The sequence below is a fragment of the Segatella cerevisiae genome, assembly GCF_024054555.1.
Lineage (GTDB): Bacteria > Bacteroidota > Bacteroidia > Bacteroidales > Bacteroidaceae > Prevotella > Prevotella cerevisiae.
On record NZ_JAMXLY010000016.1, the window covers coordinates 24,554 to 36,702 of the forward strand.

12 protein-coding genes are annotated in these 12,149 nt (G+C 45.8%); 3 read left to right on the forward strand and 9 right to left on the reverse strand.

Annotation, left to right across the window (positions count from 1 at the left end):
- Window positions 1-2: 2 nt before the first annotated feature.
- The 6 genes from hisF to NG821_RS05770 all read right to left on the reverse strand — a co-directional run bounded on the left by hisF (window position 3) and on the right by NG821_RS05770 (window position 5,140).
- Window positions 3-803, reverse strand: coding sequence for an imidazole glycerol phosphate synthase subunit HisF (gene hisF, locus NG821_RS05745; protein ID WP_252760706.1), 801 nt, complete (start codon window positions 801-803; stop codon window positions 3-5).
- A complete protein-coding gene (hisA, locus tag NG821_RS05750) occupies window positions 793-1,521 on the reverse strand; it encodes a 1-(5-phosphoribosyl)-5-[(5-phosphoribosylamino)methylideneamino]imidazole-4-carboxamide isomerase (RefSeq protein WP_252760707.1) in 729 nt (242 codons plus the stop codon). Before hisA ends, hisF begins: the two co-directional genes overlap by 11 nt.
- 39 nt (window positions 1,522-1,560) lie before the next feature.
- Window positions 1,561-2,187, reverse strand: a complete 627-nt coding sequence (hisH, locus tag NG821_RS05755; RefSeq protein ID WP_252760708.1) for an imidazole glycerol phosphate synthase subunit HisH — start codon at window positions 2,185-2,187, stop codon at window positions 1,561-1,563.
- 83 nt (window positions 2,188-2,270) lie between these two features.
- Window positions 2,271-3,146: a formyltetrahydrofolate deformylase gene (gene purU / locus NG821_RS05760; RefSeq protein ID WP_252760709.1), complete on the reverse strand. Its 876-nt coding sequence runs from the start codon at window positions 3,144-3,146 to the stop codon at window positions 2,271-2,273.
- A 348-nt stretch (window positions 3,147-3,494) separates the two neighbouring features.
- Entirely contained in the window at window positions 3,495-4,010 is a 516-nt protein-coding gene (locus NG821_RS05765; RefSeq protein WP_252760710.1) for an FHA domain-containing protein, read from the reverse strand.
- 11 nt (window positions 4,011-4,021) lie between these two features.
- Window positions 4,022-5,140, reverse strand: a complete 1,119-nt coding sequence (locus tag NG821_RS05770; protein ID WP_252760711.1) for an HU domain-containing protein — start codon at window positions 5,138-5,140, stop codon at window positions 4,022-4,024.
- A 125-nt stretch (window positions 5,141-5,265) separates the two neighbouring features.
- Between NG821_RS05770 and rfbC the strand changes: the two genes are divergently transcribed.
- Genes rfbC through NG821_RS05785 form a run of 3 tightly spaced genes read left to right on the forward strand, consistent with a single transcriptional unit; the run spans window position 5,266 to window position 8,022 of the window.
- A complete protein-coding gene (gene rfbC / locus NG821_RS05775) occupies window positions 5,266-5,817 on the forward strand; it encodes a dTDP-4-dehydrorhamnose 3,5-epimerase (protein ID WP_252760712.1) in 552 nt (183 codons plus the stop codon).
- A gap of 55 nt (window positions 5,818-5,872) precedes the next feature.
- Window positions 5,873-7,225, forward strand: coding sequence for a UDP-glucose dehydrogenase family protein (locus NG821_RS05780; RefSeq protein ID WP_252760713.1), 1,353 nt, complete (start codon window positions 5,873-5,875; stop codon window positions 7,223-7,225).
- Window positions 7,225-8,022, forward strand: coding sequence for a DUF4738 domain-containing protein (locus NG821_RS05785; RefSeq protein ID WP_252760714.1), 798 nt, complete (start codon window positions 7,225-7,227; stop codon window positions 8,020-8,022). The genes NG821_RS05780 and NG821_RS05785 overlap by 1 nt, the downstream gene beginning before the upstream one ends.
- Window positions 8,023-8,251: 229 nt before the next feature.
- Here NG821_RS05785 and NG821_RS05790 read toward each other — a convergent pair whose 3' ends face one another.
- From NG821_RS05790 to queC, 3 genes are all read right to left on the reverse strand, one after another.
- A complete protein-coding gene (locus NG821_RS05790; protein WP_252760715.1) occupies window positions 8,252-9,946 on the reverse strand; it encodes a putative transporter in 1,695 nt (564 codons plus the stop codon).
- Window positions 9,947-10,034: 88 nt separating this feature from the next.
- Complete coding sequence (locus NG821_RS05795) at window positions 10,035-11,282, reverse strand: phosphoglycerate kinase (RefSeq protein ID WP_252760716.1); 1,248 nt, start codon at window positions 11,280-11,282, stop codon at window positions 10,035-10,037.
- 185 nt (window positions 11,283-11,467) lie between these two features.
- Window positions 11,468-12,139, reverse strand: a complete 672-nt coding sequence (gene queC, locus NG821_RS05800) for a 7-cyano-7-deazaguanine synthase QueC (RefSeq protein WP_252760717.1) — start codon at window positions 12,137-12,139, stop codon at window positions 11,468-11,470.
- Window positions 12,140-12,149 lie beyond the last annotated feature (10 nt).

Consider the following 12,149-nt stretch of genomic DNA (forward strand, 5'->3'; position numbering starts at 1 on the left):
ATCTATCCTTCTTTTTTTATCTTATCCTGATCCGGATTATACCTCACATTGATCCCTTGTTCCCAGAGGTATCTTTTCAAGTCAGGGATCTTGATCTCTCCGAAGTGAAACACACTAGCTGCCAAGGCAGCATCGGCTTTGCCGATAGTGAAGGCATCTCTGAAGTGTGCCATCGTGCCTGCGCCACCACTAGCAATCACGGGAATGCTGAGTTCATCAGACAATTCAGCCAGGGCGTCATTGGCGAATCCTTTCTGTACGCCGTCGTGATCCATACTGGTGAAAAGAATCTCACCTGCACCGCGATCGGCAGCTTCTCTGGCCCAGTCAAAGAGTTTTCTGTCCACTCTCTTTCTTCCGCCTTCCACATAACAATACCAGCCATCGGCATCGTATCTGGCATCGATGGCACAGACACAGACCTGGGCACCATAGTGCCGTGCAATCTCGTCAATCAGTTCGGGGTGTCGGATGGCAGCACTGTTGACGCTGATCTTGTCAGCTCCGGCATTGAGGAGACGGTCAACATCAGACAACTCAGATATGCCGCCCCCGACAGTGAAGGGGATGTTGATTTCTGCCGCTACTCTCGATACCATTTGCGTAAAGGTCTTGCGACCCTCGAAACTTGCGGTAATATCCAGGAATACCAGCTCGTCTGCTCCTGCTTCACTGTACGCCTTGGCGAGTTCTACAGGATCCCCTGCCTGGCGGAGGTGGACGAAATTCGTTCCCTTCACGGTCTCACCGTTCCTGACGTCAAGGCAAGGAATGATTCTTTTAGCCAATCCTCTATTGCTCATATTCACTGATGATTTCTTTTAGGTTCAAACGGCCCTCATAGATCGATTTCCCGAAGACGACGGCCGGGATTTTTGCCGCTGCCAGATCGTCGATGTCTTTCTTGCAGGATACTCCACCGCTGGCAATCAAGTGCAACTGAGGAAATTCTGCCATGATCTGCTGATAGAGTTTGACGGCAGGACCTTTTAATGTGCCGTCTTTCGAGATGTCCGTGCAAAGTACGTTCCTGACACCCCGGTCGATAAACTTCTTCAGAAAGGGCAACAGGTCATCTCCTGAATCCTCTTTCCATCCGTGGATAGAGATCTTTCCGTCTCTGACATCGGCACCGAGGATGATCCGTTGCGGACCATATTTATCCAGCCATCTGAAGAACAGGTCTTGATTGGTGACAGCGATACTGCCTATGGTCACCATTGCAGCCCCGTTAAGAAATGCTTTTTCGATATCTGCATCCGTTTTGATTCCCCCGCCAAAATCTACTTTCAGATGGGTGGTCGACGTGATGGCATGCAGGATGGAGTCGTTGACAATATGTTGTGATTTGGCTCCGTCGAGATCCACGACATGGAGTCGCTTGAAGCCTGTTTTCTCGAAAGATCTCGCTATTTCATCAGGGTGTTCAGCGTAAACTTTCTTCTTCTGGTAGTCACCTTGAGTGAGACGCACGCACTGTCCTTGGATGAGGTCGATAGCGGGAATAAGTTCTATTTTCATCGATTTATCTTTCTATTACCGTCTGGGATTCCGGGGCAGTCAGTCGAGGCTGTTCTCCAGAAAATTCCTCAGGATTTGCTCACCGGCCTGTCCGCTCTTTTCGGGGTGAAACTGGCAGGCAAAGAAATTGTCTTTATGCAAAGCTGCGCTATACGATAGGATATAGTCTGCAGTGGCGATGGTCCATTCACATTTAGGAACATAGAAACTGTGGACGAAATACATATAAGGATGTGTCCCGATATCCTTTAATAGGGGAGAAGGAAGGACGCCTTCCTCTGCCGAGTCCGGAGTCATGTTGATTTCATTCCACCCCATTGCAGGTACCTTATCCTCATGTCTTTGGGGGTGAAAGCGTTTGACCTCTGCATCGAAAATCCCGATGCCGTCAGTATCGCCTTCTTCCGAATGTCTGCACAACAGTTGCATGCCTACGCAAATGCCCAGGACTGGTTGCTTCAGACCTGCAATCAACTCATCCAATCGGTGAGCTTTCAGGTAATCCATCGCCTCTCTGGCATTGCCCTGACCCGGAAACAAGACCCGGTCAGCACTTTGGAGTTGTTCAGGGTTATCCGTGAGGACAGGGTCTATACCCAATCGTTTGATCGCATGTACGATGGAGTAGATATTGCCGGCGTTATATTTTATGATAGCTACTTTCATTATATCTTATTCAGGATCATTGCACATCTATATTTCTGAGTTGACGCTGTCTTCAAACCTATTGGCAAAAACAGATCGACAATTCAACTGAAGATGATCGTCTTATTATGATAGGTCAATATTTTGTGCTCAATCTGTTTGGTCACAGCGCGACTCAGAACGATCTTTTCCAGGTCTTTCCCTTTGAGGGCCATACTTGCAGGGGTATCTTTATGAGAGACACGGACGACATCCTGCTCGATGATCGGTCCTGCATCCAGTTCAGCCGTCACATAGTGGCTGGTAGCGCCGATGATCTTGACACCCCGTTCCCAAGCCTGATAATAGGGACGTGCACCGACAAAGGCCGGCAGGAAGGAATGGTGGATATTGATGATTCTGTTGGGATAAGCTTTGATCATTTCGTCAGTGATGATCTGCATATAGCGGGCGAGGACAATGAAAGACACCTTTTCTTTTTTCAAAAGTTGCATTTCAGCCTGTTCCACTTCATCCTTATTGGAATGGTCTTTCTTGATGGACCATACGTAATAAGGGATCTGAAATTGTTCCGCCACGTATCTCAAATCTTCATGATTGCTGACGATGCAAGGGATATCGACATCCCATTCCCCCGATTTGTAACGGGCGAGGAGATCATAGAGACAGTGGCTCATCTTACTGACAAAGATTGCCATCCTCGGTTTTTCATCGCTGAAATACAACTGGAATTCCATCTGATATCTTTGAGCATAAAGTGTCTCAAAGTAATCATGGAGTTTTTCCCTAGGAATAACGAACTTCTCCAAATCCCATTCGAGGCGCATGAAAAACATGCCATCCTCATAATCCACGTACTGGTCAAGGTGAACGATGTTACCCTGATTGTCTGTGATGAATTTTGTAACTTCTGAGATGATGCCTTGAGTGTCAGGGCAATGGAGCAATAATATAGCTGTAGGCTTTGATATCTTGTTCATTTCTTATGAGTTTGGAACTTTCAGGCGAATGCCTGGAGCCTGTACATTCAAGAAGCAAAGTTACTAAAAACTTTCTTATTTGAAGAAAGAAAGCCTGATTTTTAAAAGAATGAAAGCTATAATTTTGAGGATAAAGATGGATTCGGGCGGCTTGTAGATACACTCTTGTATAAAATGATTTCTTTATCCATTATTTATTCATCATGTACCGGATTTAAAATACCTGTAACACGCTGTCTTGAGGATTCGGATTATCTGAAATCCCAGATCTGAATCAGTGGATTTCGCACGGTAAAGAGCAGTCAGATGAATTTAGACTGCACTTTTAAAGAAAGGTGAGTCTGAATTTTAGGAATCTTTATGGTCTGCCGTCAGAAGAATGATGGAAGTGGCGCCGATTGTAAAAAGGCTGTTGTCTTCGAGAACGCGTCGTTCCCGGTCACCGAGTATCTCATTGTCTACGAAGGTGCCGGTATTGCTTGGACCGTCACGGAGAACATACTTGAGTTGACCTTTCTTGTCCAAACCGACATTCAGAATACAATGGGTAATGTCAATGCTTGGGTCAGAGGTCTCAATGGCGCAGTTGATGGAAACACCTTTCATATATCTGCCGATGACATTATCTCCCAAGTGCAAGGGGATGACCTGTTTATAGTGGAATCTGTTTTCAATGACAAGGATTGCCCCGTAATTTTCTTTGGGGGCATTACCGGTTTTAGGAGATGTCTTGGAAATGCCAAGGCGGATTCCAAACCGTTTTCCGCAATGCGGACAGACAAATATCAGTTTTTCAGCATCCTGGTATTTCCCTTCATCGAAAGTGATATATTGTTCACATCTCGGGCAACGTACACGTTTCATCTTTTCTTGTTTCAATCTTCGGAAACCTCCGAAGGTTCGTCTTTGACTTTCAAAATCCAACCGTCAGAAAAACCTTCTCTGTCGTTCAGACGATTCAGTTCATGGTAAGCTTTCTCCTCATCAGAATATCTGCCATATATCACTTTGGTACTTAATCCCTTATGCCTGTATACTCGTGCGTCACTATAACCTTTGGATTGGAGCTTTCCAACATAGTCCTTAGCATTTGATAAGGTGACTCGGCTAGCCAAAACGATACAATAGTAAGGCCCGTCATCGGCTGCTATCTTTCCGTTGTCTTTGTTTGCAAGTTCTTTAGCCTGTTCACTCCGGACCTTCGCAGCAGCGGCTTCAGCCTTTTCCTTTTTCAGGTTCAGTACAGTTCCGCTCGTGACTTCCCGAGGCATGATTTTAGTCAGCATGGTGGCATCGATATTGCCCTTCAAAATATGAGCGTCGTGATTGGATCCCAATGTGGTGGAATAAAGGACGAAGGCGATCACAGCGATACAAGCGGCTGCCAGATTGCGCAGTAAACTGACCTTGATATGGATAGTCTTGGATTGACTGTCATCTTCAGGCGTAGAAGAAATCTCCTGTTCCACCGGTGTGACTTCCTTTTCTATAGGAGTCTCGGTATAAGCCGGAGCAGGCTTCTCTTCGATCCGGTTGATAGGCTGGACGGGTTTGACGGGCACTTGGATGACAGCATTCAATGGCTCCATTTCAAAGTCGCCCAGACCATACAGATCAGGTGTGAGGAGTCCGGCTTCGCACGGTTCGAAAGCATAGTTGCCGTCTTCATTCAGATAGAGAACACCAATATTATTCAGTTCGTAGCTACCTTCTTCCTCCAGGCATTGTCTGAGTTCATTGACCTCATTCTCAATGCGTTCGAGGGCTTCCGGATAACTGATATCATAAGCTTCCGCATAAGATTGAACCAGAAAAGAATCGTTCATCTTGAGTTGAGGATTGAATCCAATCGTCCTGATCGGGGGCAAGAAAGTTTCATCACCCTCGTCGTACCTTGCTTCTACATGGTGGGCTACGAATCCACCGAATCCCGGAATAATCACACAGTCATTATTCAGAAGCAGTATCTCAATATGTCTTTGCAGTTCAATCACGTTTGCAAAATTAAATCTTTTTTATGAATAATGCAAATTAAAAAGAGTTTTAGTCAAAAAAAGAAGGATTGTTTTCTTCAAGTCATGAGAAAATGTTATCTTTGCATGAATTAAAATTTGTGGAAATGGAATATACAGAAACTGACATCAAGGGAGTTTGGATTCTGGACCCGAAAGTTTTTAAGGACGCTAGAGGCTATTTCTTTGAGGTCTGGAAACAGGCTGACTTTGACCAGCACATCGGGCATCATGTAGAGTTCATCCAAGACAATGAATCTAAATCCTGCTATGGTGTCCTGAGAGGTCTCCATTATCAAAAAGGTCGTTTTTCCCAAGCTAAATTAGTTCGTGTCATCAAAGGGAAGGTTCTGGATGTAGCTGTGGATATCCGCAAGAGCAGTCCGACTTTCGGCAAGCATGTCATGGTGGAATTGAGTGAGGAGAACAAGCGCCAATTCTTTATTCCACGGGGATTTGCCCATGGCTTCCTGGTGTTGAGTAAAGAGGCCATTTTTACTTATAAGGTGGACAATGTTTATGCTCCCCAATGTGAGGCAGGCATCAGTTGGAAGGATCCTGACCTCGGAATCCAATGGCCTATAGATCCAAAAGATGTACTCACCTCTCCCAAAGACCTTGAAGCTTCTTCCTTTAAGAATGCCGAATTGTTTGACTGATTGATCCTGATTCGGATTGACAGGACTACCTATTAATTAAACTAAAGGTTAGATCGTGAATATTGCCATAATAGGAACCGGATATGTAGGAATGGTATCAGGAACATGTTTTGCTGATACCGGTGCCAATGTGACGTGTGTAGATACAAATGCCTCGAAGATAGAACAATTGAAAAAGGGAGAAATCCCTATTTATGAGCCAGGTCTGGACGAGTTGGTCGAGAAGAATATGAAGGCCGGCCGCCTGAAGTTTACCACTTCCTTGCCGGAAATCCTCAACGACCAGCAGATCGTCTTCTCGGCCGTAGGTACTCCTCCTGATGAAGACGGAAGTGCAGACTTGCACTATGTTCTCGAGGTCGCAAAGACCATAGGGGAGAATCTGAATCATTATATAGTTGTAGTCACGAAAAGCACAGTCCCTGTAGGTACGGCAAAGAAAGTCCGCGATACGATCCAGGCAGAACTGGACCGGCGTGGCGTGAAGGTGAAGTTCGATGTGGCCAGCAATCCTGAATTTCTGAAAGAGGGGAGCGCCGTCAAAGATTTCATGAGTCCTGACAGGGTCGTCATCGGGGTAGAGAGCGAGCATGCCAAGCATCTTCTGACCAAACTCTACAAGCCGTTCATGATGAATCACTTCCGGATCATCTTCATGAATATTCCCTCTGCCGAGATGACTAAATATGCAGCCAATTCCATGTTGGCAACACGAATCTCCTTTATGAACGATATAGCCAATCTCTGCGAACTTGTCGGTGCTGACGTCAATATGGTGCGTGCCGGCATAGGCAGTGATACGCGCATAGGGAGGAAATTCCTTTATGCCGGATGTGGCTATGGGGGCAGTTGTTTCCCTAAAGATGTCAAGGCCTTGATCAAGACAGCAGACACGATGGGATATAGCATGAAGGTACTCAGGGCTGTGGAAGATGTCAATGCCTATCAGAAAGGTATCCTATTTGAAAAACTCCAAAAGGCTTATGCGGGGGAATCTCTTGCAGGCAAGGTCATCGCACTGTGGGGACTGAGTTTCAAACCTGAAACTGATGACATGCGGGAATCGACTGCGCTTGTCATGATCGACCTTCTTCTGAAAGCCGGATGCCGGTTGAAAGTCTATGATCCAGTCGCTATGGATGAATGCAAGCGGCGGATGAAATTGAAAGCAGAAAAAGAAAATTCAGAAATTCCTTTAGACCATATTCAATATTGCAGGGACATGTATGAAGCTGTCAAAGGTGCAGATGCCCTCCTTCTCCTGACCGAGTGGAAGGAGTTCCATTTGCCGAGATGGGATGTCATTGGCAACAGCATGAAACGTCGACTTGTATTGGACGGAAGGAATATATATGATGCGGATGATCTTCATCAGATAGGTTTCGAATATCATTGTATTGGAAAGTAATGCGAAAAACTGTCTATTATATAATCTTAGCGTGTGCGCTCGTCTTGACGGGATGCAGGCACAGGAATGCAAATGAGGCGCTTCCCCAAGAGGACTTGCAGGCAAAGAAAATGCTTCAAGGAATATGGGTTGACGAGGATGATGAGGAGGACGTGGCTTTTCGAGCTAAAGGCGACACCATTTATTATCCTGACTCAACGAGTCAACCGGCGTATTTCAAAATCATCAAGGACACCTTTTATCTCGAAGGAAGTGAAACGGTCAAATATCCTATTGTCAGGCAGTCGCCTCACGTCTTTCAATTCAAGAACCAGAACGGGGATCTCGTGAAATTGATCAAGAGTGAAGACCCTTCTGACATTGATAATTTCAGACAGAAGCGGGTAGTAGCGCTCAATCAGAACAAACTCGTGAAGCGGGATACGGTCCTGATGTATCAAACTAAGCGCTACCACAGTTATGTCCAGGTCAATCCGACGACCTATAAGGTTATCAAACCCACTTATAATGATGATGGCGTAGAGGTCGACAATGTCTATTATGACAATATCGTCAATGTCTCTCTTTATCAAGGGGCATCCAAGGTCTTTTCCCGTGATTTCCACAAACAGGATTTCAAGCATCAGGTTCCGGCTCCATTCCTCAAACAAGGCATTTTGAGTGACATCGTCTTCCGGTCAATTGACAGTGACGGCGTGACCTATACGGCTGTCATAGCCTCGCCTGACAGTGAAAGCAGTTACGAAGTGGATATCGTCATTTCCTTCAGCGGGCAGATGCGGCTGATGGTCAAATAGAAGTTTTACCCCTTTCATCTTTCAGGAACGTTATTCCTATTTGGGAAGGACAAGATTTGAAGGACGGAAAAGTTATGAATACCAATAGGAGATATGGAGAAGTCCTCCATTACATAAGAAGTCATCGCTACTAAGAGATAAGAAAACCCGTTGGGACACGCGTCCCAACGGGTTTTTCATCACTTGTAATCATTCGTATAGGCTCTAATGAAACCTATAGGTCAAGCGCCTAACCGCCACAGAAAAACAGAACGATAATTTCTGCAGTGAATATCCTCAAGAACATACTCAGAGGATAGACCGTCGAATAGCCGATGGCAGGTGCTTCATTGTTGCATATCGAACTGGCGTATGCCAAGGCAGGAGGATCTGTGCAAGTACCGGCGATCATTCCCATAATCGTATAATAGTTGAAATGGAACTTCAAACGTGCCAATATACCTACGATCAGGATTGGAATGACAGTAATCAGAAATCCGGTATAGACATATTTCAGACCATCTCCCTGAACGACAGTCTGCCAGAAACCCGCACCGGCCTTAATGCCCACACTGGCCAAGAAGAGGACAAGTCCTATCTCCCTTAGCATCATATTGGCGGATGTCGTCGTATAGGTAACGAGTCTGAATTTATACCCGTAACGCCCGATCAAGATGGCAATGATCAATGGACCGCCGGCAATGCCAAGTTTCAGAGGGGCAGGGATTCCCGGCATTGCAATAGGGATACTCCCCAGGAGGATACCGATAATGATACCTATGAAAATGGTGACGATATTCGGGGCATTCAAACGCTTGACGGAATTGCCGAGCATGTCAGCGACCTGGTCTACATTGTCTTTATGTCCTACTACCATAACGCGGTCACCGACCAAAAAACGGTAATTGCTGGAAGCGAACAGGTCGATGTCTTGTCGGGTAATGCGGGTGATATTCACGCCGTAGGCACTGGCAAAATGCAGTTTGCCGAGAGCTTTGCCGTTCATGGCAGAATTAGTGACGATGATCCTTTTTGAAATCATCGGTTGTTTCTGCTCCTCTTCATGCCAGGTCGGTTGTATTTCCGGACCAATAAAAGCCTGAACAGCCTTTGCGTCAGCTTCGGCGCATACCGCATGGATCTCATCTCCCAACTGGAAGACCGTATCTCTTTTGGGTGTTTCCAGAGAACCGTCATGCATGAGACTCGTGCATACAATATCACGCTTTAAGAATTGTGAGACTTCTTGGAGTGTTTTTCCGGCAATATAGACATTCTGGACTTTCAGAAACATCGTATGAGGCTTAGCTCCCGGATTCTCATCTTCCGTAGCTTTCAGTTTTTCATCTTCTTCCTTTAAGTTGATCCTGCAGATATACTTGATGGCGATCGTCGCTCCGATCATTCCAAGTACCCCCAAAGGATAGGCGCAGGCATAGCCATTCGCAATATCAAAGTTGGCGCCTTTTCGGAACACGCTCTGCATTGCCTCGTTGGCAGCTCCCAATGCAGGCGTATTGGTAACAGCTCCGGACATTGCGCCAATCATCATCGGAAGATTTTTAGGATCCTTGGTATCAAAGAAGATATAGTAGCAGGCGAACATCACCACGATGTTCAGAACAATCATGATGCATGAAAGCACATTCAGACTGATACCGCCCTTCTTGAAACTCTCGAAGAAGCCGGGTCCGACCTGAAGGCCGATGCAAAACACAAACAAGATCAGTCCGAAATCTCTTGTAAAATCAAGGATGTTCGTCGGCGCTGTAAAACCGATATGGCCGGCGATGATTCCTGCAAAAAGGACGAAGGTGACCCCTAAAGATATACCGCAGATTTTAATCTTTCCCAAACTGATTCCTACTGCAATGACAAGGGAGTAGAGAAGAGCAATATGGGCAACGGAATCTTGTGCTGTGAATAAGTTGATAAACCAATCCATGGTAAAAAAAAGAGAGATGAATAACGGATTACAAGAAAAGCAACTTGTGTCCCTTATTCATCTCTTTCTGTGTTGTTTTAGATGATAATTATTTTTCTATAGCGGCAATGGCAGGCAGAACTTTGCCTTCAATGGCTTCCAGTAAAGCACCACCACCGGTAGAAATATAAGAGACTTGGTCTGCAAGGCCGAACTTGTGGATGCAAGCTACTGAATCACCGCCACCGATGAGTGAGAAAGCTCCATCTTTGGTAGCCTTGGCAATGGCTTCAGCAATAGCTCTTGAACCACCGGTAAAATTATCAAATTCGAATACGCCTGCAGGACCGTTCCAAAGGATCGTCTTGCTGCCTTCGATGGCCTTTGCAAAAGCTTTACGGCTCTCAGGACCGGCATCAAGGCCTTCCCAACCATCAGGGATTGCGTTGGAAGGTGTCACCTTCGTATTGGCGTCATTTGCAAATTTATCAGCAGCTACGGAATCAGTTCCCAATACCAGGTTGACATGATTCTCTTTAGCTTTTTTGATAACGTCCAAAGCAATATCGAGTTTGTCATTCTCACAAATGGATTTACCGATATGGCCACCTTGAGCCTTTGCAAAAGTATAAGTCATGCCTCCGCAAAGAATCAGGTTGTCTACCTTGGTCAGAAGGTTCTCGATGATACCGATCTTCGTAGAGACCTTGGAACCACCCATGATAGCCGTGAACGGGCGTTTGATGTTGTTGAGGATATTGTCTACAGCCTTTACTTCTTTCTCCATCAGGAAACCGAGCATCTTGTGGTTCTTGTCATAGAATTGGTCGATGACGGCAGTAGAGGCGTGCTTGCGGTGAGCTGTACCGAAGGCATCCATGACATAAACGTCTGCATAGGAAGCCAGTTTCTTGGCAAACTCGACCTGACGCTTTTTCATGTCAGCTTTGGCTGCATCGTATTTCGGATCTGTTTTGTCAATCCCTACAGGTTTTCCTTCCTCTTCTGGATAGAAGCGCAGGTTCTCGAGCAGCAAAGCCTCGCCACCTTTCAGTCCGGCAGCTTCCTTTCCGGCATTGGCACAGTCAGGAGCAAACTTGACATCAACGCCTAAAGCCTTGGAAACGTCTTTGACGATATGCTTCAAACTCAATTCGGGTTTTACCTTCCCTTTGGGTTTGCCCATGTGGCTCATCATGATGAGAGCGCCACCATCATTGAGGATTTTCTTCAGTGTAGGCAGAGCTCCGCGGATACGGGTGTCATCTGTGACATGTCCTTCAGCATCCAATGGGACATTGAAGTCAACACGTACGATTGCCTTATGACCGGCAAAATTGAAATCTTCGATTTTCATTTTAACGTTAATATTTAAAGGTTGTTTCTTATTGTCTATTATTTTGCTTCTTACTTGCACACAAAGTTAATAAAAAGAAAACAGAAATAAGATGAAAACGGTAGTTTTTAATATTTTTTGCGATTGGTTTTTGAAATCGGACGATTGTCCGGTCTGAATGTCAACTCTGCTTGACAATTTCGGGTTTATTCTTCATATTCAGTAGGGTCGTCAATGCCTGCTTCCTTCAGGGCTTCTTTCCGTTCCCTGCAGGTCCCGCATTTTCCACACTGCTTTTCTCCACCCTTATAACAGCTCCATGTTTCTGCATAATTGAGGCCCAGTCGCTTGCCGATACGGGCGATGTCTGCCTTGGAGATCTCCGTATAAGGCGCAGTCACCCTCACATGGGCGAAAGTACCGGCAGTGGCTGCCTGGTCTATGGCGCTTATGAATTCAGGCCGGCAGTCCGGGTAGATCGTATGGTCACCATTGTGATTGGCGATCATGACTTGTTGAAGGCCTTTGCTTTCAGCTAAACCTATGGCGATGGAAAGCATGATCCCGTTCCGGAAAGGCACCACTGTAGATTTCATGTTCTCTTCGTCATAATTGCCCTCAGGTATTGCCTCACTGCCTTCCAAGAGCGAACTTTTGAAATAGCGGTGGATGAAATCCAGGTTGATCGTCAGGTGAGGGATGCCCAACCGTTTGCAATGTAAACGGGCGAATGGTATCTCCCGTGCATTGTGATTGCTCCCGTAATCGAAACTCACGCCTAAGGCTATTTCATCTTTCTTGTCATACAAAAGGGTGATGGAGTCCATTCCTCCGCTCACGATGATGACAGCATTCTTTGTCTGTTTGTCCTTGTCCATTTCATCTTTA

Bases quoted from the DNA above. Each gene is read 5' to 3' on its own strand.
- hisF (WP_252760706.1), bottom strand. From the start codon at position 803: ATGAGCAATAGAGGATTGGCTAAAAGAATCATTCCTTGCCTTGACGTC.
- hisA (WP_252760707.1), bottom strand. From the start codon at position 1,521: ATGAAAATAGAACTTATTCCCGCTATCGACCTCATCCAAGGACAGTGC.
- hisH (WP_252760708.1), bottom strand. From the start codon at position 2,187: ATGAAAGTAGCTATCATAAAATATAACGCCGGCAATATCTACTCCATC.
- purU (WP_252760709.1), bottom strand. From the start codon at position 3,146: ATGAACAAGATATCAAAGCCTACAGCTATATTATTGCTCCATTGCCCT.
- NG821_RS05765 (WP_252760710.1), bottom strand. From the start codon at position 4,010: ATGAAACGTGTACGTTGCCCGAGATGTGAACAATATATCACTTTCGAT.
- rfbC (WP_252760712.1), top strand. From the start codon at position 5,266: ATGGAATATACAGAAACTGACATCAAGGGAGTTTGGATTCTGGACCCG.
- NG821_RS05785 (WP_252760714.1), top strand. From the start codon at position 7,225: ATGCGAAAAACTGTCTATTATATAATCTTAGCGTGTGCGCTCGTCTTG.
- NG821_RS05790 (WP_252760715.1), bottom strand. From the start codon at position 9,946: ATGGATTGGTTTATCAACTTATTCACAGCACAAGATTCCGTTGCCCAT.
- NG821_RS05795 (WP_252760716.1), bottom strand. From the start codon at position 11,282: ATGAAAATCGAAGATTTCAATTTTGCCGGTCATAAGGCAATCGTACGT.
- queC (WP_252760717.1), bottom strand. From the start codon at position 12,139: ATGGACAAGGACAAACAGACAAAGAATGCTGTCATCATCGTGAGCGGA.